Source organism: Xanthomonas sp. DAR 34887 (genome assembly GCF_041245805.1).
Lineage (GTDB): Bacteria > Pseudomonadota > Gammaproteobacteria > Xanthomonadales > Xanthomonadaceae > Xanthomonas_A > Xanthomonas_A tesorieronis.
This window is the reverse complement of the sequence record NZ_CP162490.1, coordinates 535,001-560,999: the sequence shown is the minus strand read 5'-3', so window position 1 is coordinate 560,999 and position 25,999 is coordinate 535,001. Positions and strand designations below refer to the sequence as shown.

The window sequence follows — 25,999 nt, the reverse complement described above, 5'->3', positions numbered from 1 at the left end:
GTCATCGGTTGCGGCCGGTCGCGGCCGCCAGCAAGCCTTCCAGGGTCTGCGCCAGCTCGCGGCGCTCGTCCGGGCCGAGAAACTCGCCAACCCGGACCTGCTTGCCGCTGCACGCCAGCACCACCCTGTCGTCGCCTTCGATCCGCAACCGCACCCAATGCGGGTGGGCGCGGAACGCCGGCGTTCCTGCATTCGTGCGGGTCACTTCCACGCAGCCCGGACCCACCCGGATGTCCTCTTCGCGATCGCCGCTGCGCCATGTCCAGCGCAGCGCGAGCGCCACCACGATGCTGTGCAACAAGGCGAACGCCGGCGCGAACACGTTGCCGGCGAACCACCCCAACACCGCCACCGCCCACATCGCCCCGGCCAGCGCCGCGAACAACATCACGAATTGCCGGGCACTGAGCGCCCGCGGCGGCCGCAGCCGCAGCTGCGTACCCGCTCCCTCCGCAGAAAACGGACACATTTCGATCATGTCGAACCGCGCTTCCGAGCCGCCGCGCTGTTCCAGCCGCGAGCAACGATTCGATGGTAGCCCCGGGCCTGCGCGCCGGCAAGCGCGCGTTCATCATAAAAAATGCTGCATTGCAACCAAATTCTTGCCACGGACGTTCAGCCATCGGGGCCGGCATCCGTAACCGGGCACCGCGCCGACGCGCTGCACGCGCGGGCGCTGGCATAAAATGGTGCATCTTCCCTGGTCCTCCCTGCATGAACGCTCTGTCTGGCGCCGGCTCCTCGCCGGCGATGCCGTCCGCGTCTCCCTCGCCGTTGCTTGCCCCCGAACTGCCCCCCGCCTCCCACGCACTGCGCGCCGCGATCACCGCCGCGTGGCTGAAGGACGAGGCCGACCACGTGCGCGAACTGCTCGAGCAGGCGCGCCTGCCCGCCGCCGACCAGGCCAAGGTGCAGGCGCTGGCCGCCGACCTGGTCACCCGCGTGCGCGCCCGCGCCCAAGACCAGGGCGCGATCGAAGCCTTCATGCGCCAGTACGACCTGGGCAGCGAGGAAGGCGTGCTGCTGATGTGCGTGGCCGAAGCGCTGCTGCGCATTCCCGACCAGGAAACCGCCGACAAGCTGATCCGCGACAAGCTCGGCGACGCGGACTGGAAGAAGCACATGGGCGAGAGCGACTCGGTGCTGGTCAACGCCTCCACCTGGGGCCTGATGCTCACCGGCAAGCTGGTGCAGATCAACGACCTGACCCGCGCCGACGTGGCCGGCGCGTTCAAGCGCCTGATCGGCCGCGTCGGCGAGCCGGTGATCCGCCTGGCGGTGCGCCAGGCGATGAAGATCATGGGCCACCAGTTCGTCATGGGCCGCACCATCGGCGAGGCGCTGTCGCGCTCGAAGAAGGGCGACAACGCGCATTACCGCTATTCGTTCGACATGCTCGGCGAAGGCGCGCTGACCATGAAGGACGCGCAGCGCTATCTCGACGCCTATCGCCAGGCGATCCACGCGATCGGCCGCAGCGGTCCCAACGGCTCGTACACCGGCAGCGACGTGTTCGCCGCGCCCAGCATCTCGATCAAGCTGTCGGCGCTGTATCCGCGTTACGAACACGCCAAGCGCGCGCGGGTGATGGCCGAGCTGGTGCCGGGCGTGCTGGAACTGGCGCAGCTGGCCAGGTCCTACGGCATCGGCTACACCGTGGACGCCGAAGAGGCCGACCGCCTGGAACTGTCGCTGGACATCATCGAAGCCACCTTCTCCGACCCGTCGCTGGACGGCTGGGAAGGCTACGGCCTGGCGGTGCAGGCGTACCAGAAGCGCACCCCGTACACGATCGACTTCCTCGCCGACCTGGCGCGCCGCGTCGGCCGCCGCATCCCGGTGCGCCTGGTCAAGGGTGCGTACTGGGACGCGGAGATCAAGCGCGCGCAGGTCGAAGGCCATCCGGGCTACCCGGTGTTCACCCGCAAGCAGAACACCGACGTGTCCTACCTGGCCTGCGCCAAGCGCATGTTCGCGCACAGCGACGCGCTGTACCCGATGTTCGCCACCCACAACGCGCAGACCATCGCCGCGGTGCGCGCCATCGCCGGCAGCAAGGACTACGAACACCAGAAGCTGCACGGCATGGGCGACGATCTCTACGCCGAGGTGATCCCCGCCGACCGCCTGGGCGTGCCCTGTCGCGTGTACGCGCCGGTCGGCTCGCACGAGGACCTGCTGCCGTACCTGGTGCGGCGCCTGCTCGAGAACGGCGCCAACTCCAGCTTCGTCAACCGCATCACCGACGAGGACGTGGCCATCGAGGACCTGATCCGCGATCCGGTCGAGGCCGTGTCCGCGTTCGCTTCCATCCCGCATCCGAAGATTCCGCTGCCGGCCGATCTGCTGCGCAGCCAGAACCACAACAGGAAAAATTCCATGGGCGCCAACCTCGCCAACGACAACGACCTGCGCGCGCTGGCCGACCAGCTCAACGCCGCGATCAAGCCCTGGCAGGCCGCACCGCTGGTGCCGGGCGCCGTGATCGCCAGCGAAGCGCTGCCGGTGACCAACCCCGCCGACCGCCGCGAGGTAGTGGGCCGCTGGCAGCCGGCCGACGCGGCCACCGTGGAGAAGGCGCTGGCCAACGCGGTCGCCGCGCAGCCGGGCTGGAACCGCACCCCCGCCGCCAGCCGCGCCACCATCCTCGAGCATGCCGCCGACCTGCTGGAAGCGCGCATGCCCGAGTTCATCGCGCTGTGCGTCAAGGAAGCCGGCAAGACCCTGCCCGATGGCGTCGCCGAAGTGCGCGAAGCGGTGGATTTCCTGCGTTACTACGCCGGCCAGGCGCGCGCCCAGTTCGGCGCGCCCGAGCGCCTGCCCGGGCCCACCGGCGAGTCCAACGAACTGCAGCTGCAAGGCCGCGGCGTGTTCGTGTGCATCAGCCCGTGGAATTTCCCGCTGGCGATCTTCCTGGGCCAGGTCGCCGCGGCGCTGGCCGCCGGCAACAGCGTCATCGCCAAGCCGGCCGAGCAGACCAACCTGGTCGGCCATGCCGCGGTGAAGCTGCTGCACGAAGCCGGCGTGCCGGCGGCGGCGGTGCAGTTCCTGCCCGGCGACGGCGCCACCGTCGGCGCCGCGCTGACCCGCGATCCGCGCGTGGCCGGCGTCGCCTTCACCGGTTCGACCGAGACCGCGCGTGCGATCAACCGCGCGCTGGCCGCGCGCGACGCCGCGATCGGCGTGCTGATCGCCGAGACCGGCGGCCAGAACGCGTTCATCGCCGACTCCTCGTCGCTGCCCGAGGCGGTGGTCAAGGACGCGATCTCCAGCGCCTTCATCTCCGCCGGCCAGCGCTGCTCGGCCGCGCGCGTGCTGTTCGTGCAGGACGACATCGCCGACAAGGTGATGACCATGCTCGCCGGCGCGATGGCCGAACTGAAGATCGGAGACCCGGGCCTGCTGTCCACCGACGTCGGCCCGGTGATCGACGCCGACGCGCTGCAGATCCTCACCGACCACGCCGCGCGCATGGACCGCGAAGCGCGCCTGATCGCAGCGGCCGCCAGCGACGACAGCACCGCGCACGGCAGCTTCTTCGCCCCGCGCGCCTACGAATTGCAGTCGCTGGCGCAGCTGCAGCGCGAGATCTTCGGACCGGTGCTGCACGTGATCCGCTGGAAGGCCGACCAGCTCGATGCGGTGATCGAGCAGATCAACGCCACCGGCTACGGCCTGACCCTGGGCGTGCACTCGCGCATCGACGAGACCATCGAACGCATCGCCGCACGCGTGCAGGTCGGCAACGTCTACGTCAACCGCAACCAGATCGGCGCGGTGGTCGGCGTGCAGCCGTTCGGCGGCCAGGGCCTGTCCGGCACCGGTCCCAAGGCCGGCGGCCCGCACTACCTGCTGCGCTTCGCCACCGAGAAGGTGGTGACGGTCAACACCACCGCGGCCGGCGGCAACGCATCGCTGCTGACCCTGGGCGACTGAGCGGCGCACTAGCATTTCTGTAGGAGCGGCTTCAGCCGCGACAGGTACTCACCGGAGAGTGCCTGTCGCGGCTGAAGCCGCTCCTACAGAAGAATCAAAAACGAACGGCATACTCGGCGACGGATTCACACACATCGCCGCGCGTGCCGATCAGCCATGCCAGTGCATCGGCCCCTGGCACAGGCACTGTCCATCGTCGCTTAGGTGGCCGAACAGGCCTTCCAACAGATCGTGCGACGGCGTCCATTCGCCGATCGCCGGATGGATCAGCATCGCCTTGCGCGCCGTCAGGCGGCTGCCCGACAGCACCGCCTCGATCGCCGCGCGCTCGTAGGCCTTCACCGCGCGGATCAGCCCATGCACCGCGTCCGGCAGCGGCGCGGTCGGGCACGGCACGATGCGGTTGCGGTCGATGTGCGAGGAAATCTCCACGATGTCGTCGTCGGGCAGATCGGCGATCGCGCCCTGGTTGCGCACGTTGACCACGATCTTGGCCGGCACCGCGCCGGTCAGCGCGCTCATCACGTCGATGGCGATGCGGTGATAGCCGGTGCTGACCCGGAACGGATCGGCCTGCAGGCTGACCCCGGCATCGAACGCCGAACCGCCTTCGGCCTCGAGCTTCATGTAGGACCCCGAACGCTGGTTCAGATACGCCGCATACGCCTGCACCGCACCGTGGCCGTCGCCGGCCTGCAGGCGGCTGCCCAGCGTCGCGATCAAGGCGTGGTTCAAGGTCTCGATCTCCGCGCCGCGGCTGCCGCCCTGGGTGCGCTGGTTGGCCAGCGCGCGGCGCCGCTCGTAGTAGAAGAACAGGTACTCGGTCGGAATCAGCCGCAGCGCGCGGATCATGTCGAAGTCGAACAGCGGCGCCAGGTACAGCTGGCGCAGCAGCGCGTCGTCCTGCAGCAGCCGGTCGATGACGTCCTCGCCGTGCAGGCGCACGCCACGCACCCAGCCCAGATGGTTCAGGCCGACGTAATCGCATTCCACCGCGTCGTGGTGCGCGCCCAGCGCCTGCGCGATGTTGTGGAACAGCTCGGTCGGGGTGTCGCAGATGCCGACGATCTTGGCGCGGGTATGCGTGCTCACCGCCTGGGTGATCAGCCCTGCCGGATTGGTGAAGTTAACCAGCCACGCATCCGGGCTCAACTGCTCCACCAGCCGCGCCTGCGCGATCGACACGGGCACCGTGCGCAAGGCCATGGCCACGCCTGCCGGCCCGGTGGTTTCCTGCCCTGGATAGCCTTGGTCGATGCTCACCCGCTCGTCGGCGGCGCGCTGCGCGATGCCGCCGATGCGGATGCTGTTGAGCACGAAGTCCGCGCCCTCGATCGCGTCTTCCAGCGACGCGGCGGCGCGCACGCGCAGCTCGCCGCCGAATTCCGCCACCACCGCACGGCCCATCGCCACCATCAGTTGCACCCGCGCCGGGTCCGGGTCGTACAGCACCATCTCCTGCACGCCCAGTGCCGTGGCCGCCTCGTTGACCCCGTACACGACCAGTGGCGAGCGCACCCCGCCGCCGCCGATCAGGGCGACCTTACGATTCGTTGCTGTCATTGTGTTTCCTCAGTTGGTCGAAATCGGGGAGGCCGTCCAGCGCGCCGAGCGCGGCGCAGCAGCACGCGCCGCAGAAGCAGGCGCGGCGCAGGCATTCGTCGAGTCCTGCGCCGTCGAGCAGCGCATCGATGAAGCCGGCGTCGAAGGCGTCGCCGGCGCCGGTGGTGTCGCGCACCTGCACCGCGGGCGCGGCGACGCGGCGCGCACCGGTTGCGTCGACCGCCATCGCGCCGGCGCCGCCGAGCTTGATCGCCGCATGGCGCAGGCCCAGCGTCTGCGCCCACTGGCGGCATGCCTCGGCGCCGTCGCCGCAGCCGAGCAGCGCGGCCTCTTTCTGGTTGGGCAGGAAATAGTCCACCTCGCGGCAGGTGGCGAGGTTGTGCGGCGCGGCCAGCCAGTCCGGGCTGAAGCCCACGTCCAGCGAAGTCGTGCAGCCGGCCGCGGCCAGCGCCGGCAGCAGCGTCTGCGCCAGCGCGCGCGACAGCGGCATCGCGAAATGCACGTGGCGCGCCGCGCACAGTTCGTCCAGCACGTCGGCGCGCGCGAGCAGCGCGTCCAGCCTGGCGTTGGCGCCCAGGTAGGTGAAGAACGCGCGGTCGTCGGGCATCGACACGCTGACCGTGATCCCGGTCCCGGCCGGGTCGCCGCGCAACCCATCGCTGCGCACCTGGAACTGGCCCAGCCGCTGTTCGAACCAGGGCCGGTCGCTCTCGCCGATCAGGCCGATCAGGCGCGTGCTGCGCCCCAGCCGCGCCAGCCCGCACGCCGTGTTGACCGCGCCGCCGCCGAGCTCGCGCAGATAGGCGCTCGCCAGGGCTTCCTCGCCCGGCTGCGGCCAGCGCTGGAAACCGCTGAGGATGTGATCGGCATAGATCTCGCCGACCACGGCGACGTCGCACGCGCTCATCGCGCTGCCCAAGGCCATGTGCCCTGCCTCCTGGCTTGGATCAAGAACAGCGCCGTGCCCACGCACAACGCCACCACCGCCGCGAGCAGATGACGGCCCTGGCTGGTGGCCAGGATGTACAGCCAGCCGGCCACGCTCACCCACAGCGGCCACGGATACAGCGGCATCGAGAACGCGTCCGGCGGACGCTGCGCTTGTCGCCGCAGCAGCACCACCGCCAGGCACTGCGCCATGAACTGGAACATGATCTGGATGACCATCAGCGTGGCGATCAGATCGTCCAGCGACAGCATGCACGCCAGCGCCGACGTCACGCCGACGAACAGCAGCGACACCGTCGGAAAATGGCCGCGCGGATGCAGCCGCGCGAATACCCGGAAGAACTGCCCCTCGGCCGCCGCCGCGTATGGCACCCGCGAATAGCCCAGCAGCACCACCAGCGCCGAACCCCAACTGGCGAGCATGATCAGCGCGACCGCGATGGTGCTGCCGACATGCCCGTAGATCGCCTGCATGAAGTCGGCCACCACCGCCTTGGACTGCGCCGCCTGCTGCCACGGCAGCACGCCGAGGATGGCCACGTTCAAGCCCAGGTACAGCGCTGCCACGATCGGGATCGAGCACAACACCGCCAGCGGGATGTTGCGCCGCGGCTGGCGAATCTCGCCGCCGAGCATGCACACGTTGTTGTAGCCGCCGTAGTCGTACACCGCGATCAGCGCCACCGCGCCGAAGCCGAGCCAGAAGCCGTGCGGCGAGACCGCGCCAGCGTGCAGGAAACGCTGCGCGGTCGCCATGTCGAAATGCAGCAGGCCGCTGGCCACGATCCACACCACCGCCGCGACCACCGCGGCGGTGACCAGCAGCGACAACACCTGCACCGAGCGCACTTCGCGATACAGCAAGGCGGTGTTGACCAGGCACAGCGCCGCGGCGATCGCGGTCAGCTGCCACGGCGCCAGGCCCGGCGCCAGGAAGGCCAGGTACTGGGTGAAGCCGACCGCCGCCGCACCGATCGACAACGGCGCGGTCAGCAACGTCTGCCACAGGTAGAGAAAGCCGAACAGGCTGCCCAGGCCGTCGCGGCCATAGGCCTCGCGCAGGTAGTGGTACGGCCCGCCGGATTTGGGAATCGCCGAGCCCAGTTCGGCCCAGACCAGGCCGTCGCACAGGCACAGCAACGCGCCGGCCACCCAACCCAGCAGCACCATCGGTCCGGCCAGCGCCGACAACGCCAACGGAATAGTGATGAACGGGCCGATGCCGACCATGTTCAGCAGGTTCGCGGACAGCCCACCCCAGAATCCGATCGCGCGCGGCGGCACGTGATCGGCATCGCGGCGCGCTGAGGCATCGGGCGTGGTCAGCAGCATGCAGATTCCCTTGTCGCCGGCGCGACGCAATGGGTGGGATGAAGACGGTCGGTGTGTGCGCGGCGCAGGCTCATGCGCGCGCTCCTTGCAACGCGTCCGCGCAATGGATCGCGGCGGCGCGGGTGCGGTGCAGATCCAGCACCAGCACCTCGTTGCGGCCTGGCCGCAGCCACGGGCCCGGGCAATACAGGGCCTGCTGCGGCCCGATGCGCCAGTAGCGGCCGAGCAACTGGCCGTTGACCCACAGATAGCCCTTGTCCCACTCGCGCATGTCCAGATAGACGTCGCCGGGCGATTCGACCGCGATCTCCGCACGGAAGAAAAGCCCCGGTCGCGATGTCGGCGCGCGCAACGGCTGCAGCGTCTTGATCCAGGCGGGGTCCAGCGCGATCGGATACGCCTGCCACTCCTGCAGCGGCGCATCTTGCAACCGCACCTCGCCGACCAGTCCCTTGGCATCGCCCAGCGCCGGACCGAAATTGATGTGACCGAAGCTGTCGACCAGGATCTCCAGCGCGCGATCCGCCTGCTGCGCCCGTGGCAGCGCCAGCTGCGGCGACGAACGCAGGGCGCGATGCCGCACCCGCGACACGTGCCCCACTTCCTCGCCATCCACGTGCACCACCGCGTAGTCGTGCACGCCGTCCACGCGCAGCTGCGCGCCGGGGCCGATGCGGCGCCGATACAGCACCAGTCCCTGGTCCTGGCCGAACAGGATCTCGTTGCCGGCCGGCGCCACGGTCGCGACCGGCGCTGCAGGCAGGTTGTCCCACAAGGACGCATACGGCAGCGCCAGGGTCGGCGCGAAGCGCGTGCGCGGCGGCGGCGCCGGCGGCAGCGGCAGCGGCAAGCGGCCGGGCACAGATGCGGCGATCGCATCGCGCATCGCGAAATACGCCGGCGTTGCCGCGCCGCGCTCGTCGATCGGTGCGCCGTAGTCGTAACTGGTCAACGCCGGCTGGAAGTTGGAGCCGTCGTCGTCGGCATTGGCGCCGGCACTCAGGCCGAAATTGCTGCCGCCATGCACCACGTACAGGTTGAACGAATGGCCGTGCGCCAGCAGCCGGCGCAGCGTCGGCAAGTAGTCGCGGTGCGCGACATCGGCCTCGCCCCAATGCGTCAACCAGCCCGGATAGCCCTCGGCCACCCACACCGGCGCGTCGCCGGCGAAGGCACGGCCGTGCTGCAGATCGGCCAGGTCGGCACCATCCAGGCCCAGCGCGGTGCCGGGCAGATACGCCTTGCGCCGGCGCAGATCCTTCATGCCGTCGGCCACCGCGAACGGCCCGTCGATGCCGTGTTCCTGCCACAGCGCGCGCAGCGCCTGCAGGTAAGCGACGTCGTCGCCGAACATCGAATACTCGTTCTCGATCTGCAGCATCAGCACCGGGCCGCCGGCCGACGCCAGCAGCGGCGCGATCCGCGGCGCCACCGCGGCGATGTAGCGCCGCACCGCCGCCATGTAGCGCGCATCGCTGGCATCGCGCAGGCGCATGCCCGGTTCGCGCAACAGATAGGCGGGCAGGCCGCCGAGCGTCCACTCGGCGCAGACATACGGGCCGGGCCGCAGATAGACCCACATGCCTTCCTGCGCGCACAGGCGGATGAAGGCGACGAAGTCGCGGCGATCGCTGTCCAGGTCGAACACGCCCGGCTCGGTTTCCAGCGCGTTCCACATCAGATACAGGGCGATGGTGTTCAAACCCATCGCCTTGGCCATGCGGATCCGGTGCAACCAGTACTCGCGCGGAATACGCAGCGGATGCATTTCGCCGCTGCGGATCTGCCACGGCTGGCCGTCCAGCACGAACCGGCCTTGCGCGAAGTCGAACGCGTGCGGACGCCCGTCCGGCTCGGGCGCGGCCGCCGTGGCGATCGCCGCCACTGGCGTGGCCGCCATCCCGAGCGGCGCGAGCACGCTGAGCAGGCAAAAAGTGCGACGTTTCATTGAGATCTCCGAAGGCGGCGCGCAATCGGGGCGGCGCCAACGCGCACCGCCCCGATCCTGCGGAGAGCTGGCTAGAACGCGTACTTGGCGGTCAGCAACGTGGTCATGCCGGCATCGACGATGTCCGAGATCGCCAGGTCGCTGCGGCCCACGTGCGCCCAGTAGCTGTACTCCTTGGTCAGGTTGGAGATCGACAGATCCAGGCTCAGCCCGTTGTCGAAGTGGTAGCCGGCATGCAGGTCCACGCGCCGGGTGGGACGCGCCCACAGGTCGTCCCAGGTCGCGCCCTGGTGCAGATAGTCGTAGCCGAGCAGATAGGAGCTGCTGAAGTGGTAGCTCAGGTTCACCGAGAAGCGCTCGCGTTCGTAGAACAGCTCGACGTTGGCCATGGCATTGGGCGCGGACTGCATGTGCTCGTTCTCGAAACCGTCCATGCCCAGGTCGGCGCGCGCATGCTGGCGGGTGGCATTGAAGCTCACGCCCAGGCCGTTCAGCGGTTCGGGCAGGTCCTGGAAGCGCTGGCGCGCGCTGACCTCCAGGCCGTAGACGCGGCCGTCGCCGCCATTGGTCGGCATCGAATAGAACACCGTGCCGCTGCCGCTGGTGTCGGGATTGGCCTGGCCGGAACCGGCGTCGTAGATGTAGTTGCGCAGGCGCTTGTAGAAACCGGCGACCGAGAAGAACCCGCCGTGCTCGGTCGACCATTCGCCGGACAGGTCCAGGTTGGTCGATTCGATCGGTTTCAGGTCCGGATTGCCCTGGGTGATCGTGGTCACGCCATTGGAGGAGATGCTGATATTGCTGCCGCCGCCGAGCTGCACGAACGCGGGCCGGGTATAGCTGGTCCACAGCCCGGCGCGATAGACGGTACGCGCGTCGGGACGCCAGGTCAGGAACACGCTCGGCAGCGGCTCGTCGTAGCTGGTGTGGTTGCTGTCGAAGTAGCCGATCGCCTCGTTGCCGTCGGCGTCCAGCGGCGTCACCCAGTACGTGTTGTGGATGCTGCTGTGCTCGAAGCGCATGCCCGGCACGATTTCGACATTGCCGAGCGAGAAGGTGGCCATGGCGTAGGCCGCGGCCACCGCCTCGGTGCCGCGCATCGTGTTGCAGTTCCAGTTGTTGACGTAGTACGTCTTGCCGCAGCTGTCCAGGTCGTCGTCGCGCAGATGGCTGTCGATGACGTTGGCGACCGCGTTCTCGCTGACCTTGGGCGTGACCCAGGGATACTTGCCGGGGAAGATCGCGCTGTAGTTGCCGTTGAAGATGCCCAGATCGCCCAGCGTGCTGGTGTCGGCGACGCCGCCGGTCCACCAGTCGCGGTTGCTGAAATTGCGCGAGCTCTTGCTGTACTTCACCCCGAACTGCAGCGCCGACAGCGCGCCGTCCTCGAAGTCGTAGCGCACGTCGAACTTGGCGCCGCCCTTCTTCTGCCCGGAATAGATCTTGGTCAGTTCGCCGTAGCTGCTGGCGTACAGCGACGGGATATTGTTGACCTGCGCCAGCAGCGCCGGGGTCAGTTGCGGATACGGGAACGCGCCGCTGCCGTAGCGCACCAGCGAGCTGCCGGAATAGGCGTAGTTGGTTTGCGAGAACTTGTCCTCGCGGCCGTCGATCTCGACGTGATCCGGACGGTCGTTGTCGCCGAAGCTGTAGAACAGGTTCGGCAGGAAGGTCCAGCCGCCGGAGGTCTTGCGCGCGCCGATCTGGAAGGTCGCCAGGTCGGCGACTTCCGGATTGGTCTCGTACCAGAAGCGCGAGGCGATGCGGCCGATGTTGGGCGTATAGACGCCAGCGGTACCGCTGGGCACATAGCTGACGTCCTGCGGCAGCAACTGCACGAAGGTGGTGCCCTGGTCGGTCTTGGCGTAGGCGTAGGTGGCGCGCGCATACAGCGACAGGCTGTCGTCGACCTGCCAGTCGAACGACGCATTGCCGCCGTAGCGGCGTTCCCAGCCGGCGACCACGCCGACGTTCATGCCGGTGCTGGTCAGGTTGTGCTGCGGATCGTAACCGGCGGCGTTGCCGCCGTCGGCATCGGTGTGCAGGAACTCCCACGACCCATCGTTGAGCGCGCTGGTCGCCGCGGCCACCTCGCTGTTGGTCGAGGTGCGGTAGTCGTAATAGGCGCTGGCGTAGAAACCGAACTGCTGCTGGTCGCCGAACTTGTGCTGGAACTCGCCGGCCAGGCCGCCGCCCAGACCGTCGCCGCCGTAGTCGCGCGCGCGGCTTTCCAGGCGGCCGCTGCCGGTCACGCTGCCGCTGGTGGTCTGCTTGAAATCGAACGCGGTGGGCGTGCGGAAGTCGATGGTGCCGCCGATCGCGTCGCCGTCCATGTCGGCGGTGGAGGTCTTGTTGACCACGATGGTCTGCAGCCCGGAGGGTGGCAGCAGGCTGAGCTGCACGCTGCGGCTGTAGGGCATGCCCTGCGCGACGGTGACCCCGTCGATCAGGTTGACGTTGTACTCCGACGGCAAGCCGCGCACCGAGGCGAACATGCCCTCGCCGCGCGCCGCGCCATCCACGCCGCCGAAATAACCCGAGCCGGTGGTGGTGATGTTGATGCCCGAGATCAGCCCCAGCGCCTCGGCGACGTTGTGCACCGCGGTGTGCTGCAGATCGTTGGCGGACAGCACGTCCACCGTGTTCACCGCATTCATCTTCAGATTGCTGGCGTCGTAGCGATTGGCGACGACGGTGATGTTCTTCAGCTGCTTGACCTCGTCCAGCGCGATGGTCAGCGCGGTGGTGCCGCTGTCGCTCACCTCGAAGCTGGTCTGCGCCGCGCTGAACCCCGGGTAGTTCGATTCCAGCGCGTACTGCCCCGCCGGCACGTCGGCGATCACGAAATGTCCATTGGCGTCGGCCACCGCCGTATACGCGGTCCCGGCAATGCCGACCCGCGCGTTCGCGGCGGGTTTGCCGCCTTGCACGCTGACCTCGCCGGTCACCGTCCCCGCCACCGCCGTCAATGCGGCGCTCGCCCCCAGTACCGCCAGGATCGCCTCAACCAGGATCTTGCCGTTCGCACGCTTGCCATTGCACATGATGCTTCCCCTCGCCAAAAGTGCCATGCACCGGGCGCGACGCGTGTCGGCAACCCGGATGTCGTTGGTACCGACCGGACGCATGGCGGATGCATGGCGCGCACGCTGCGGCGCTGCGCGCAAAGATGCGCGCACGGGCAACGGAACACGGAAAACAAACGCGAGGCGTCGGTCAGATCGGACCGCGATGCACGATCAGCGTCGAGGCGGCGAGTAGCCGGCGACGCACTTGTCGCGTGAGCGCAGAGCACTCAGCTTATGGCGCACGGTCATGCCGGCGCGCCTTTGGAAACGCGGACGGCAGCCAGTGCCGAAAACGCGCTACAGGAAGAAAACCGCGGCGTTGCAGCGCAGGACGAAGGAGTCGATTCGCGGTGATGCATTGCCAACCTCTCCCATTCGACGTCTGCAGGCCGGATGGCGACGGCATGACTGCCGTGGCCGCATGCCGATGGCAGATCCCCACCGGCTTCACAAGCCTTCTACGCCCGGGTGGGATGGCTGTCAAGCATTCGACGCGGCATGCGTAAAGCCGCATCCAAACCAGGGAAACCCGCATAAAAAAAGCCCCGCCGAAGCGGGACTTTCCTTGCGCGCGGCCTGCGCCGCGACACGGTCGCGCAAGCGATCGATCAGAACTTGTAGTTGACCGACGCCGCCAGCACGTTGCCGCTCACGTCGTAGCTGCCGATCAGGGTGTTGCCGGTCGCCGTGGTCGAGTTGATGCTCGGATCGCTGGTGAACAGGTGGGTATAGCCGAAGCTGTACTCGGCCTGCTCGGACGGACGCCAGCTCAGACCCAGCGAGACCCACTTGCGGCTCGCGTCGGGCACGCGCACGTCGCGGTGCTCGTTGCTGGTCGGGGTTTCGTCGTAGGCCAGGCCGCCACGCAGGGTCAGCGTGTCGCTCATGCGGTAGTCGGCACCGATCGAGACGAAGGTGGTGTCGTTGTAGGCGAAGTTCAGCACGCTGTCGGGCTGGTTGTTGGCGAAGTCCACCGTCACCTGGTCGAACTTGCTCCAGGCGGTGCGGCTGACGTCGGCCATCACCGTCCACTGCTCGTTGATGGTGTGGGTGAAGCTGGCGGTCGCGCTGGCCGGCAGCGTGACCGTGGCCTTGCCCTTGGTGTCGACGAAGGTACCCGGCGCGGCGACGGCCAGCACGGTGGCGGCGTTGGCCGGCGTGGTGAAGTCGGCGGTGCCGTCGGTGATCTTGTGCTCGACCTTCGAGCGGTAGCTGAAGCCGATGTGGGTGTTCTCGTCGATGCTGAACAGGCCGCCCAGGGTGTAGCCGATATCGGTGCTGTCGCCCTTGATGCGCGAGTAGCCGTCGGCGCTGCCCGGCGCGAAGCCCGGCACCCGGCGCGCGGCCAGCACGCTGCCCAGGTCGATCGCGTTGGACAGGTCGATGTCCAGGCGCTCGGCGAACACCGACGCGCCGAACGACACGTACGGGTTCACGTCGTAGGAGAAGGCGAGGTTGAGGTCGATCGCCTGCAGCTCGGTCTTGACGCCGTTGTAGCGGCCCTTCCAGTCGCGGTCGTATTCGGTCTTGAAGCCGTACGGCACGGTCAGCGAGGTGCCGAAGTGCATGTTGTTGTTCTCGCCGAACGGCAGGTGGAAGTACACCGCCGGGACCGGCGCGATGGTGCCGGCGTCGCCGCCGTTGCCGCCGGAGATCGCCGAGCCGGTGGCGTAGGTGCCGGTGCCGTCGTACTTGGCCGCGAACTGGATCGCGCTGACGTCGGCCTGGAACACCTTGCCGTCGAGCTGCCGCATGCCGGCCGGGTTGTTGGCGATGATCGAGGCGTCGCCGGGGGCGCTGCCGGAGCCGGCGAAGGCGCGGCCCAGGCCCTTGGCGCTGTTTTCCTTGAGCTGGAACGCGGCGCCATGCGCCTGACCGATGGTCAGGGCGCCGACGATGCCGACGGCCAGGGCGGTGAAGCGGACGAACTGGGTTGCGTTTTGCATGGCTTTGTTACCCTCCGGAAGACGAAAATGTCTGTGTTCGCGTCTGCGCATTCCCCGCCGAGCAAGCCGGAAATGCGCGCCGGAGTCCCCTCCCGACATACGACGCCGTATGCAGTATACCCGTCTGCGTTAACCGAACAATAACAATACCGCCCGTTCAGTTTCACGCAGAGTGGGCGTGCGTTCAGCCGGAGGGAGCCGGTATCGTTACGGGCCGAGTTCCACGGTACAGGCATGTTCGTCTCCATTCCCTCCCGCGACCGGACCACGTTGCGCTGGGCCACGCCGCTGCTGTTCGCGGCGATGTGGCTGGCGTTCCTGTGGTCGATCAGCCGCCCCAACCAGGCCCGCGCCACGTTGTGGCTGGACTGGGGCGCGCTGTCGGCCGGCGTCGCCAGCCCGCGCGACTGGCTGGCGACGGTGCAGGACGGCAGCGTGCTGCGCCTGTTCACCGCGCTGTTCCTGCATGCGGACTGGTCGCATCTGCTGGGCAACCTGGTGTTCCTGCTGATCTTCGGCCTGCCCGCCGAGCGCGTGCTCGGGCCGTGGCGCTTCCTGCTGCTGTTCCTCGGCGGCGGCGCCCTCTCCAATCTGGCCGCGGTGTTCGCGATCGGTACCCCGGACCGGGTCATCATCGGCGCCAGCGGCGCGGTCTCGGCGCTGATCGGCACGTATCTGGCGCTGTTTCCGCGCGCCAAGCTCGGCGTGGTGCTGCCGCTGGGGCTGTTTCTGGAATTCGTGCGCGCGCCGGCCTCGCTGCTGATCGGCACCTGGGCGGCGCTGCAGGTGGTGTTCGCCTATATCGGCCCGGCGTTCGGCATGGTCGCCTGGTCCGCGCACCTGACCGGCTTCACCCTCGGCATGGCCTACGGGCTGTACGTGCGCGCGGCGATCGCGCGGCGCCTGCGCAAGCGCAAGGGTTTTTGAGCGGCCACGCCGCGGCGCGAGCGCGCTCTATACTTCGCGCATGGCCAAGTCCCTGTACAAAGTGACCTTCCTCAACCACGGCAAGGTGTACGAGCTGTACGCCCAGCACGTGGGCAGCAGTCACCTGTGGGGTTTCAACGAGATCGGCGGGCTGGTGTTCGACCTGCACGACGGCCTGGTGATCGATCCCACCGAAGAACGCCTGCGCGAGGAATTCGGCGACACCAAGATGCTGCACCTGCCGATGCAGAGCATCGTGCGCATCGAGGAAGTGGAAAAGAAGGGCCAGTCCGCGATCCGCGACGCGGCCACCGGCGAGAAAGTGATCACGCCATTCCCGCTGCCGGGCAAACCGCGCTGAGGCGAGGCGGCGATCGCGCGCGGATGGCGCGCCTGCGATCGCCGCGCTGCGAGTCCCGTAGGAGCGGCTTCGGCCGCTACCGGGCGTTGCCGGTCATGCCCGGTCGCGGCTGAAGCCGCGCCTACGAGGTGCAGCCTCCGAAGGAACGCGCGGCGCGACCGCCGCGCGCGACCTCATTCGCCCGACGGCGGCGCCGGCGTGTCGCTCTTGGGGGCATCGCTCTTGGCCGGCTCGGCCTTCGGCGCTTCGGTCTTCGGTGCCGCGCCCTTGGGCGCGAGCGCCTCCGGCTTCGCTGCGCTCGGCGCGGCCGCCTTCGGCTTGGCCTTGGCCGGCTTGGCCGCCGCGGCCCTGGCCACCGACCCAGGCTGCTTCAACTCGGCCAGCGCCTGCGCGATCGGCGCGTCGCCGGGCAGCACGTCGCCGGCGCTGTAGCCCTCGGCGCCTTCGTCGTCGCCATGCAGGTGGCCGGGCAGCGTCGCTTCGCTGTAGTCGGCCAGCACCGCCGGCTTGTCCGCGTCCTGCTTGCTCTCCTCCGGATGCAGCACCACCTCCGGCACGATGCCGCTGGCCTGGATCGACTTGCCGCTGGGCGTGTAGTAGCGCGCCGTGGTCAGCTTGACCGAATCGCCGTTGTCCAGCGGCAGCACGGTCTGCACCGAGCCCTTGCCGAAGGTGCGGCTGCCGACGATGCGCGCGCGCTTGTTGTCGCGCAGCGCACCGGCCAGCACTTCCGAGGCGCTGGCCGATCCGGCGTCGACCAGCACGACCATCGGCGCGCCGTTGAGCAGGTCGCCGGGCGTGGCGTCGAACTTGGAATCGCTGACCGAAATGCGCCCGCGCGTGGTCACGATGGTGCCCTTGTCGAGCAGGTCGTCGGCCACCTGCACCGCCGCGGTCAACAGCCCGCCGGGATTGCTGCGCAGGTCCAGCACCAGGCCGCGCAGCTTGCCGCCGGACTGCGTCTGCAACTGCTGCAGCTGCTTGTGGAAGTCCGCGCCGGTATCGGCCTGGAAGGTGCTGATGCGAATATAACCATAACCCGGCTCGAGCATGCGGCTGCGCACGCTGGCGACGCGGATGGTCTGCCGGGTCAGGGTCACGTCGAACGGCTTGTCCACCTTCTCGCGGACGATGGTCAGCACCACCTTGCTGCCCGACTCGCCGCGCAACGGCTCCATCGCCTTGACCGCGCTGATCGGCTTGCCGTCGATGGCGACGATGATGTCGCCCGAGCGCACGCCGGCGCGCGCCGCCGGCGTGTCGTCGATCGGCGACACCACCTTGAGCGTGTTGTCCGGCAGCTGCAGCAGCTCCACGCCGATGCCGTCGTAGGCGCCGGTGGCCTGTTCGTCGAAGGCCTCGGCGTCTTCCTTGCTGAAATAGGTGCTGTGCGGATCCAGGTCCAGCAGCAGGCCGCGGATCGCCGACTGCATCAGTTTCTTGTCGTCGACCGGATCGACGTAGGCTTCCTTCACCGCGTTGTACACCGCCACGTAGCGGCGGATTTCGTCCAGCGGCACGCGCGAGGTGGCCGATTCGGTGGCGTCCGGATCGTCGGCGCTGGCGGCGGGCGCCGAGGGCGTCTGTTCGCCGGCGCTCTGCGCCATCGACGGCAACGGCGCCAGAGCAAGCAACAGGGCAGCGGACAGAACTACGCGCATGAAGCACTCCGATTTGGGGGTGGCCTGCGCCGTGCACGGCGCAGCTGTCCGGATTATGCGCGAAACCAGGCTAAATTCGCGTTGAATGCCCTGCCGCCGCGGTCCTCAGCGCCGCTGCAGCCACGACGACGGATCCACCGGCTGGCCGTTGCGGCGCAATTCGAAATACAGCGCCGGGCGCCCCTGACCGCCGGAATTGCCGACCTTGGCCACCGCATCGCCGCGCTTGACCCGCGCGCCGGGATCGCGCAGCAGCGTGTCGTTGTGCGCGTACAGGCTCATGTAGCCGTTGCCGTGGTCCACGATGAGGATCATGCCGTAGCCGGTCATCCAGTCGGAGAACACCACGGTGCCGTCGGCCACGGCAGTGATCGTGCTGCCGGCCGGCGCGGCGATCAGTACGCCGTTGCTGGTGCGTCCATCGGGCAGCTTGCCGCCGTAGCGCGCGATCAGATCGCCGGACAGCGGCCAGCCCAGGCCGCCGACCTTCAGCGCCGGCGCCGAGGCCGCCACCTTGGGCGGCACCTTGCTGCCGCCGCGCGAGGGATTCTTTGCCGCGGCCTTGGCCTGCGCGGCCTGCTCGGCCGCCGCGCGCTTGGCGGCCGCACGGCGCTCGGCCTCGGCCCGCGCCGCGGCCGCACGCAGATTGGCCAGCAAGGTTTCCAGCGCCTTGGCGTCCTGGCCCAGCGCCTTCTCGCGCTCGCTGCGGTCCTGATAGCGCTCGTCCAGTTCGGACACCAGGCTGGCGCGCTGCTTGCGGTCGCGCTGCAGCGCCGCCGCCTGTTCCTGCTGCTGGCGCTGCGCTGCGCTGAGCTGTTGCCGCTTTGCCGCGACCTCGCGTTGCACCTGTTCCAGCGCCTGCAACTCATGGGTCAGCGTGGCGATACGCTGCGCGCGCTCGCGCTGCAGATAGCGGTGATAGGCCAGCAAGCGGTTGGCGTCGGCCACCCGGTCCTGCGCCAGCAGCAGCTTCAACGGCGCATTGCCGCCGATCGCATACGCCGCGCGCAGCAACTGCGCCAGTTCGGCACGCTGCCGTACCAGGCCGTTGCGCAGCGTGTCGCGCTTGCGCTCCAGTTCGGCCAGGGTCTGCTGGTGCTGCTGCAGCGCCTGCTGGGTCTGCGCCAGGCTGCGCCCGGTGGTGGCCACTTTTTCGTCGGCCTCGCGCAGCTGGCGCGCGGCATCGCCGCGCTTGCCTTCCAGCTGGCGCCGCTCCTCGGCCACGCTCTTCAGCTCGTCGCGCACCTTCTCCAGGCGGCGCTCGGCGTCGCGCGGGTTCTGCGCCAGCGCCAGGGTCGCAATGAGCAACAACACCGCCCCTGCCAGCCACTTCGTTGCCGCGTATCGAGGCGCGCGCAGGCGCCGCCCCGGCGCGGCGGGCGAGGCAGGGCGCAACGAAGCGGAAGCGGTTGCGGGCAAGGGTCGGTCCAATGACTTCAGGCAGGTGCGGATTGTAACGAAGCGTGTTGTGATCGCCGCACAAGTAGGCGCCGCGACTGGCCGGCGTCCCGGAGGTGGGTGATGAAGCGTACGCATGTATCGGTCCTGTTGGCGCTGGCCATGGCCGCCGGCCCTGCCCTGGCCGCAGAAGGCATCAGCAAGGTCAACGGCAGCATCACCGCCGAATCCGGCAAGCAGTACGGCGACCTGGAAACCGTGAACGGCGGCATCACCGTCGAATCCGGCGCCAGCGTCGGCGACGTGGAAACCGTCAACGGCAGCCTCAAGATCGCCGACAACGCGCAGACCGGCGGCTTGTCCACGGTCAACGGCGGCATCCGTGTGGGCCAGCAGGTGCAGATTTCCGAATCCATCGAGACGGTCAATGGCGGCATCTTCGTCGACCGCGGCGGCCGCATCGGCGGCAGCGTGGAGAGCGTCAACGGCAGCATCGGCCTGGTCGCCACGCAGCTGGAAGGCGGCATCGAAACGGTCAACGGCGACATCACCGTCGGCCACGACTCGCACCTCGGCGGCGGCATCGAGATCAAGAAGCCCAGCTTCAGCATGTCGTTCAAGCCCACGCGCAAGCCGCGCATCATCATCGGCCCGCGCGCGGTGATCGACGGTCCGCTGCATTTCGAGCGCGACGTGACCCTGTACGTGCACCGCAGCGCCAAGACCGGCCCGATCAGCGGCGCCACCGCGCAGCCGTTCGACGGCGACACCGCGCCGGAGAACTGATCCGGCGGCATCGTCCGCACTGCCGGCGGCGCGCGCGCGGGACTTGCCTATAGAATCGGGATTCCTCACCCCCAGGAGCCCCCATGTCCCGCAAGCTAGTGCTGTGCCTGGCCGCCGCGGCCGCGTTGACCGCGTGCAAGCGCGAGGCGCCCGCCCCGGCCGCCGATGCCGCGCCGTCCGCGCCCGCTCCGGTGGCCGCCGCGGGCCATACCTTCTCGCCCGACATCACGCCGGCCGACTTCGGCGAGCTGGTCAAGACCCTGTCCTCGGACGAATTCGAAGGCCGCGGCCCCGGCACCGCGGGCGAAGAGAAGACGGTCTCGTATATCCGCGACCAGATGCAGCGCATCGGCCTGCAGCCGGGCAACGGCGACAGCTGGTTCCAGGACGTGGCGATGACCGAGACCACCGCCGATCCGAACACCACGCTGAAGCTGGAGCAGAACGGCAAGCCGCGCGAACTGAAGTTCGGTGCCGACATGGTGATCGGCACCCGCACCGGCCAGACCGAGGTCAAGATCGACGCCAGCGACATGGTGTTCGTCGGTTACGGCGTGGATGCGCCCGAGCAGAAGTGGAACGACTACGCCGACCAGGACTGGAAGGGCAAGACGGTGGTGATGTTCGTCAACGACCCCGGCTTCCACACCGAGGACGGCGCGCTGTTCGAAGGCAAGCGCATGACCTACTACGGGCGCTGGACCTACAAGTTCGAGGAAGCCGCGCGCAAGGGTGCGGCCGCCGCATTGATCGTGCACGACACCCCCGGCGCCAGCTACGGCTGGGACGTGGTGAAGAATTCCTGGTCCGGCGCGCAGTACGACCTGCCGGCCAAGGATGACCCGGAACCGCGCATCCCGGCGCAGGGCTGGATCACCGCGCAGGCCGCCAAGCAGCTGTTCGCCGACGCCGGACTGGATCTGGACCAGGCCTACAAGGACGCGAGCAAGCGCGGTTTCAAGCCGGTGCCGCTGAGGGCCAAGCTGTCGGTGGACCTGAAGAGCACGATCTCCGAGAAGAAGTCGCGCAACGTGGTCGGCGTGCTGCCCGGCAGCAGCCGTGCCGACGAAGCGGTGCTGTACATGGCGCACTGGGACCACCTGGGCAAGCACGAGGGCGAGAGCGGCGACAACATCTACAACGGTGCGGTCGACAATGCGACCGGCGTCGCCGGCATCCTCGAGATCGCCGACGCGTTCGTGCACCAGCAGCCCAAGCCGGAACGCTCTGTGGTGTTCCTGGCGGTGACGCTGGAAGAGTCGGGCCTGCTCGGTTCCAAATACTATGTCGCCCACCCGACCTTCCCGTTGAACAAGATCGCCGGCGTCATCAACCTCGATGCGATGCCGGTCGCCGGCCGCGCCAAGGATCTGGTGGTCAATGGTTTCGGCAGCTCCGAACTGGAGGACCTGCTCAAGCCGATCGCCGCCGCGCAGGGCCGCGTGCTGCATGCCGAGTCCTCGCCGCAGAGCGGTTTCTATTTCCGCTCCGATCACTTCAACTTCGCCAAGGCCGGCGTGCCCGCGCTGTACATCGATGGCGGCGAGGACCTGGTCGACGGCGGCATCGATGCCGGCAAGCGCGCGGCCGATGACTACGGCAAGCACCGCTACCACACGCCCGCCGACCAATACGATCCGGCGACCTGGAAGCTCGACGGGGTGATGGACGACCTGCAGGCCGTTTACGGCGTCGGCAAGGGACTGGCGGCGGGCGACGCATGGCCCAACTGGTATCAGGACAATCCGTTCAAGGCCGCCCGCGACAGCATGATGGGCAATGCCAAGCCGGCGGCGGCGACGCCGGGCAAATGACCGGCTGACGCATCCTGGACGATGGTCACGACAACGGCGCTGCGGCGCCGTTGTCGTTTCCACTGGTTTTCCACGGCTTTCGCTACCGCAGCTGATGCCAGTCACGCCGCTTCCTGTAGGAGCGGCTTCAGCCGCGACAGGAATTCCCGATGTGACATGTTGTAAAGGATCGCAGTGGACGCTCCGGAGTTGCCCCCTGGACGTTTTTCATTGCCCGTCACCAAGGAAACGCAAAGCGCCCCAACACAAGGTCATGGCAAATGACCCGCATAAAAAAACGCCTGGCGCTCGCGTCCAGGCGTTTCGTCGAACACTGCGCATCGATAAGCGCATGGCCGACCGCATCGTTGCGCGGCCGGCCATGCCACTGCGTCAAGCGGCCTGCTTGGATTTCTCCAGGCTGGCCATGTCGATGACGAAGCGATACTTCACGTCGCCCTTGAGCATGCGCTCGTAGGCCTCGTTGATCTGCGCCATCTCGATCGTCTCGATGTCGGACACGATGCCGTGCTTCGCGCAGAAATCCAGCATCTCCTGGGTCTCGCGAATGCCGCCGATCAACGAGCCGGCCAGCTGCCGGCGCTTCAGGATCAGATTGAACACCGTCGGCGACGGATGCGGCTCGGCCGGCGCACCGACCAGGGTCATCGTGCCATCGCGCTTGAGCAAGGTCAGGAACGCGTCCAGGTCGTGCGGGGCGGCGACGGTATTCAGGATGAAGTCGAAGCTGTTGGCGTGCGCCGCCATTTCCTCCGGCAGCTTGGATACCACCACTTCGTCGGCGCCCAGACGCAGGGCATCTTCCTTCTTGTTCGCCGAGGTCGTGAACAGCACCACATGCGCGCCCATCGCGTGCGCGATCTTCACGCCCATATGGCCGAGACCGCCCAGGCCGACGATGCCGACCTTCTTGCCCGGTCCCACCTTCCAATGATTCAGCGGCGAATAGGTGGTGATACCCGCGCACAGCAGCGGTGCCACCGCGGCGAGGTCCTTTTCGGCATGGCGGATCTGCAGCACGTACTTCTGGTCGACCACGATATGGTCGGAGTAACCGCCATAGGTGTTCTCGCCACCGAACATCGGGCCATTATAGGTGCCGACGAAGCCGTTTTCGCAATATTGCTCTTCGCCGTCCGCGCAGGACGCGCAATGCCGGCAGCTATCGACCATGCAACCGACACCGGCCAGGTCGCCGACCTTGAAGGACTGGACCTGATCGCCGACCGCGGTCACGCGGCCGACGATTTCGTGTCCCGGCACGGACGGGTATTGGGTGTTCTGCCACTCGTTGCGTGCCGTATGCAGGTCGGAGTGGCAGACACCGCAGTAGAGGATCTCGATGCTGATATCCTGCGGCCCGATCGCACGGCGCTCGAACGCGTAAGGGGTCAGCGGCTGATCGGACGCCAGTGCGGCGTATCCATTGGCTTGGCTCATGGGAGAGTTCTCTGTGGCGGGGAGGAGGTCGCGGCTTGCGGACGCCGGTGTCATCGGAGCCGACGGTGCAGGTCGAAGTCGGCTGGCTTAGCAGACAAAAAGTCTAAGCCGCGATGCATTAAAAGCACGCATCGTCGATGGAACGGAGCGGCCCATCGTGGCGGGCTGACCAACGAACGAAGTGCCGCGGGATTGCGCAGATCGGCGCCGGGGCAAGGATTGAAGCGCTGCGAACAAGCGCCATGCGAGCGCGGGCCATCAGGCGTCGCAAGGGCGTCAGATCGGCGGGCGGTCATGGCCCTTCCCGACTTCGGCCCACCCAACGGGCGGGTCGGGATGGAGCTTCACGTTGATTTGTAGCTTTTCTCACGCGCAATAAAAAATCCCCGTCCTTGGGGGACGGGGATTCGGGGTAAAGCCCCTGGCGATGACCTACTCTCGCATGGCTTGAGCCACACTACCATCGGCGCAGCTGCGTTTCACTTCCGAGTTCGGGATGGGATCGGGTGGTTCCACAGCGCTAATTTCACCAGGGAGACGGTTGGAGTGTCGCCGCGATGCGTCTTCGAACAGCGCACGAGTGTGCGGTGTGGGAAGGACGGCATGGGCGCCAGCCTCTCATAGGGTGTGACGTAGCGAGCGTTTGGATAGCTATCGACGTGTGTCGTGCTAAGGGTTGCTTCTTGAGGAAGCAACTTGAGGTTATATGGTCAAGCCGCACGGATCATTAGTATCAGTTAGCTCAATGCATTGCTGCACTTACACACCTGACCTATCAACCACGTAGTCTACATGGTTCCTTAAGGGGGCTTGTGCCCCGGGAAGTCTCATCTTGAGGCGCGCTTCCCGCTTAGATGCTTTCAGCGGTTATCGCTTCCGAACATAGCTACCCGGCAATGCCACTGGCGTGACAACCGGAACACCAGAGGTTCGTCCACTCCGGTCCTCTCGTACTAGGAGCAGCCCCTCTCAAACTTCCAACGCCCATGGCAGATAGGGACCGAACTGTCTCACGACGTTCTGAACCCAGCTCGCGTACCACTTTAAATGGCGAACAGCCATACCCTTGGGACCGACTACAGCCCCAGGATGTGATGAGCCGACATCGAGGTGCCAAACACCGCCGTCGATATGAACTCTTGGGCGGTATCAGCCTGTTATCCCCGGAGTACCTTTTATCCGTTGAGCGATGGCCCTTCCATACAGAACCACCGGATCACTAAGACCTACTTTCGTACCTGCTTGATCCGTCGATCTTGCAGTCAAGCACGCTTATGCCTTTGCACACAGTGCGCGATGTCCGACCGCGCTGAGCGTACCTTCGTGCTCCTCCGTTACTCTTTAGGAGGAGACCGCCCCAGTCAAACTACCCACCATACACGGTCCCCGATCCGGATTACGGACCTAGGTTAGAACGTCAAGCACGACAGGGTGGTATTTCAAGGATGGCTCCACTGCAGCTAGCGCCACAGTTTCATAGCCTCCCACCTATCCTACACAGACGAACTCAACGTTCAGTGTAAAGCTATAGTAAAGGTTCACGGGGTCTTTCCGTCTTGCCACGGGAACGCTGCATCTTCACAGCGATTTCAATTTCACTGAGTCTCGGGTGGAGACAGCGCCGCTGTCGTTACGCCATTCGTGCAGGTCGGAACTTACCCGACAAGGAATTTCGCTACCTTAGGACCGTTATAGTTACGGCCGCCGTTTACTGGGGCTTCGATCAAGAGCTTCGCCTTGCGGCTGACCCCATCAATTAACCTTCCAGCACCGGGCAGGCGTCACACCCTATACGTCCACTTTCGTGTTTGCAGAGTGCTGTGTTTTTGATAAACAGTCGCAGCGGCCTGGTTTCTGCGACCCTCTTCAGCTATAGCTCGCACGAGCCACCAAAAAGGGTGCACCTTCTCCCGAAGTTACGGTGCCATGTTGCCTAGTTCCTTCACCCGAGTTCTCTCAAGCGCCTGAGAATTCTCATCCTACCCACCTGTGTCGGTTTACGGTACGGTCTGCGTAAGCTGAAGCTTAGGAGCTTTTCCTGGAAGCGTGGTATCAGTGACTTCGTCTAAAAGACTCGTCTCGGTGCTCGGTCTTAAAGGATCCCGGATTTGCCAAAGATCCAAACCTACCGCCTTTCCCCGGGACAACCAACGCCCGGTACACCTAACCTTCTCCGTCCCTCCATCGCACTTACGCGAGGTGCAGGAATATTAACCTGCTTCCCATCGACTACGGCTTTCGCCCTCGCCTTAGGGGCCGACTCACCCTGCGCCGATTAACGTTGCGCAAGGAAACCTTGGGCTTTCGGCGTGCGGGTTTTTCACCCGCATTATCGTTACTCATGTCAGCATTCGCACTTCCGATACCTCCAGCAGACTTCTCAATCCACCTTCGCAGGCTTACGGAACGCTCCTCTACCGCGCATCGCTTATCGCGATGCACCCCAAGCTTCGGTTCACTGCTTAGCCCCGTTAAATCTTCCGCGCAGACCGACTCGACCAGTGAGCTATTACGCTTTCTTTAAAGGGTGGCTGCTTCTAAGCCAACCTCCTGGCTGTCTATGCCTTTCCACATCGTTTTCCACTTAGCAGTGAATTTGGGACCTTAGCTGTGGGTCTGGGTTGTTTCCCTTTTCACGACGGACGTTAGCACCCGCCGTGTGTCTCCCGGATAGTACGTACTGGTATTCGGAGTTTGCAATGGTTTGGTAAGTCGCGATGACCCCCTAGCCATAACAGTGCTCTACCCCCAGCAGTATTCGTCCGAGGCGCTACCTAAATAGCTTTCGAGGAGAACCAGCTATCTCCGGGTTCGATTAGCTTTTCACTCCTAATCACACCTCATCCCCTACCTTTGCAACGGGAGTGGGTT

Annotated in this window: 15 protein-coding genes and 2 rRNA genes (1 of these 17 only partly in view); 5 read left to right on the top strand and 12 right to left on the bottom strand. The window is 66.9% G+C overall.

Annotated features, from left to right (window positions below; genetic code table 11):
• Nucleotide 1: 1 nt before the first annotated feature.
• Nucleotides 2-478 (bottom strand): DUF2244 domain-containing protein, encoded by a 477-nt coding sequence (locus AB3X08_RS02540; protein WP_369936014.1) that lies wholly within the window; start codon nt 476-478, stop codon nt 2-4.
• Between the two features lie 272 nt (nt 479-750).
• On the opposite strand from AB3X08_RS02540, the gene putA reads away from it, so the two are divergent.
• Nucleotides 751-3,936: a bifunctional proline dehydrogenase/L-glutamate gamma-semialdehyde dehydrogenase PutA gene (putA, locus tag AB3X08_RS02535; protein ID WP_369938390.1), complete on the top strand. Its 3,186-nt coding sequence runs from the start codon at nt 751-753 to the stop codon at nt 3,934-3,936.
• A gap of 150 nt (nt 3,937-4,086) precedes the next feature.
• Here putA and AB3X08_RS02530 read toward each other — a convergent pair whose 3' ends face one another.
• From AB3X08_RS02530 to AB3X08_RS02505, 6 genes are all read right to left on the bottom strand, one after another.
• The gene (locus tag AB3X08_RS02530) at nt 4,087-5,499 is read right to left on the bottom strand and encodes a 6-phospho-beta-glucosidase (RefSeq protein WP_369936013.1); all 1,413 of its coding nucleotides are present in this window, start codon (nt 5,497-5,499) and stop codon (nt 4,087-4,089) included.
• Nucleotides 5,480-6,406, bottom strand: a complete 927-nt coding sequence (locus AB3X08_RS02525) for a carbohydrate kinase family protein (protein WP_369938389.1) — start codon at nt 6,404-6,406, stop codon at nt 5,480-5,482. Before AB3X08_RS02525 ends, AB3X08_RS02530 begins: the two co-directional genes overlap by 20 nt.
• On the bottom strand, nt 6,403-7,779 hold the full coding sequence (locus AB3X08_RS02520) for an APC family permease (RefSeq protein WP_369936012.1): 1,377 nt from the start codon (nt 7,777-7,779) through the stop codon (nt 6,403-6,405). The genes AB3X08_RS02525 and AB3X08_RS02520 overlap by 4 nt, the downstream gene beginning before the upstream one ends.
• Nucleotides 7,780-7,849: 70 nt before the next feature.
• Nucleotides 7,850-9,727, bottom strand: a complete 1,878-nt coding sequence (locus tag AB3X08_RS02515) for a beta-galactosidase (RefSeq protein ID WP_369936011.1) — start codon at nt 9,725-9,727, stop codon at nt 7,850-7,852.
• A 71-nt stretch (nt 9,728-9,798) separates the two neighbouring features.
• Nucleotides 9,799-12,771, bottom strand: coding sequence for a TonB-dependent receptor (locus AB3X08_RS02510; protein ID WP_369936010.1), 2,973 nt, complete (start codon nt 12,769-12,771; stop codon nt 9,799-9,801).
• A 632-nt stretch (nt 12,772-13,403) separates the two neighbouring features.
• Nucleotides 13,404-14,741, bottom strand: coding sequence for an outer membrane protein transport protein (locus tag AB3X08_RS02505; RefSeq protein WP_369936009.1), 1,338 nt, complete (start codon nt 14,739-14,741; stop codon nt 13,404-13,406).
• A 234-nt stretch (nt 14,742-14,975) separates the two neighbouring features.
• On the opposite strand from AB3X08_RS02505, the gene AB3X08_RS02500 reads away from it, so the two are divergent.
• Entirely contained in the window at nt 14,976-15,668 is a 693-nt protein-coding gene (locus AB3X08_RS02500; protein ID WP_039006253.1) for a rhomboid family intramembrane serine protease, read from the top strand.
• Between the two features lie 40 nt (nt 15,669-15,708).
• Nucleotides 15,709-16,029, top strand: a complete 321-nt coding sequence (locus AB3X08_RS02495; protein WP_369936008.1) for a DUF1820 family protein — start codon at nt 15,709-15,711, stop codon at nt 16,027-16,029.
• A gap of 173 nt (nt 16,030-16,202) precedes the next feature.
• Here the strand turns inward: AB3X08_RS02495 and AB3X08_RS02490 are convergent, their stop codons facing one another.
• Complete coding sequence (locus AB3X08_RS02490) at nt 16,203-17,690, bottom strand: S41 family peptidase (RefSeq protein ID WP_369936007.1); 1,488 nt, start codon at nt 17,688-17,690, stop codon at nt 16,203-16,205.
• A gap of 105 nt (nt 17,691-17,795) precedes the next feature.
• A complete protein-coding gene (locus AB3X08_RS02485) occupies nt 17,796-19,085 on the bottom strand; it encodes a murein hydrolase activator EnvC (RefSeq protein WP_369938388.1) in 1,290 nt (429 codons plus the stop codon).
• A gap of 126 nt (nt 19,086-19,211) precedes the next feature.
• Between AB3X08_RS02485 and AB3X08_RS02480 the strand changes: the two genes are divergently transcribed.
• Nucleotides 19,212-19,874 (top strand): hypothetical protein, encoded by a 663-nt coding sequence (locus tag AB3X08_RS02480; RefSeq protein ID WP_369936006.1) that lies wholly within the window; start codon nt 19,212-19,214, stop codon nt 19,872-19,874.
• An 83-nt stretch (nt 19,875-19,957) separates the two neighbouring features.
• Nucleotides 19,958-21,688 (top strand): M28 family metallopeptidase, encoded by a 1,731-nt coding sequence (locus AB3X08_RS02475; protein WP_369936005.1) that lies wholly within the window; start codon nt 19,958-19,960, stop codon nt 21,686-21,688.
• Between the two features lie 372 nt (nt 21,689-22,060).
• On the opposite strand, the gene AB3X08_RS02470 is transcribed toward AB3X08_RS02475, so the two are convergent.
• From AB3X08_RS02470 to AB3X08_RS02460, 3 genes are all read right to left on the bottom strand, one after another.
• Entirely contained in the window at nt 22,061-23,128 is a 1,068-nt protein-coding gene (locus tag AB3X08_RS02470) for an NAD(P)-dependent alcohol dehydrogenase (RefSeq protein ID WP_369936004.1), read from the bottom strand.
• A gap of 419 nt (nt 23,129-23,547) precedes the next feature.
• Nucleotides 23,548-23,662: ribosomal RNA gene (gene rrf, locus AB3X08_RS02465) — 5S ribosomal RNA — on the bottom strand.
• 172 nt (nt 23,663-23,834) lie between these two features.
• A 23S ribosomal RNA gene (locus tag AB3X08_RS02460) occupies nt 23,835-25,999 on the bottom strand (it continues 715 nt past the right edge of the window).

Coding starts and splice junctions, on each gene's coding strand:
- AB3X08_RS02540 (WP_369936014.1), bottom strand. CDS start 478: ATGATCGAAATGTGTCCGTTTTCTGCGGAGGGAGCGGGTACGCAGCTG.
- putA (WP_369938390.1), top strand. CDS start 751: ATGCCGTCCGCGTCTCCCTCGCCGTTGCTTGCCCCCGAACTGCCCCCC.
- AB3X08_RS02530 (WP_369936013.1), bottom strand. CDS start 5,499: ATGACAGCAACGAATCGTAAGGTCGCCCTGATCGGCGGCGGCGGGGTG.
- AB3X08_RS02525 (WP_369938389.1), bottom strand. CDS start 6,406: ATGAGCGCGTGCGACGTCGCCGTGGTCGGCGAGATCTATGCCGATCAC.
- AB3X08_RS02520 (WP_369936012.1), bottom strand. CDS start 7,779: ATGCTGCTGACCACGCCCGATGCCTCAGCGCGCCGCGATGCCGATCAC.
- AB3X08_RS02515 (WP_369936011.1), bottom strand. CDS start 9,727: ATGAAACGTCGCACTTTTTGCCTGCTCAGCGTGCTCGCGCCGCTCGGG.
- AB3X08_RS02510 (WP_369936010.1), bottom strand. CDS start 12,771: ATGTGCAATGGCAAGCGTGCGAACGGCAAGATCCTGGTTGAGGCGATC.
- AB3X08_RS02505 (WP_369936009.1), bottom strand. CDS start 14,741: ATGCAAAACGCAACCCAGTTCGTCCGCTTCACCGCCCTGGCCGTCGGC.
- AB3X08_RS02500 (WP_039006253.1), top strand. CDS start 14,976: ATGTTCGTCTCCATTCCCTCCCGCGACCGGACCACGTTGCGCTGGGCC.
- AB3X08_RS02495 (WP_369936008.1), top strand. CDS start 15,709: ATGGCCAAGTCCCTGTACAAAGTGACCTTCCTCAACCACGGCAAGGTG.
- AB3X08_RS02490 (WP_369936007.1), bottom strand. CDS start 17,690: ATGCGCGTAGTTCTGTCCGCTGCCCTGTTGCTTGCTCTGGCGCCGTTG.
- AB3X08_RS02480 (WP_369936006.1), top strand. CDS start 19,212: ATGAAGCGTACGCATGTATCGGTCCTGTTGGCGCTGGCCATGGCCGCC.
- AB3X08_RS02475 (WP_369936005.1), top strand. CDS start 19,958: ATGTCCCGCAAGCTAGTGCTGTGCCTGGCCGCCGCGGCCGCGTTGACC.
- AB3X08_RS02470 (WP_369936004.1), bottom strand. CDS start 23,128: ATGAGCCAAGCCAATGGATACGCCGCACTGGCGTCCGATCAGCCGCTG.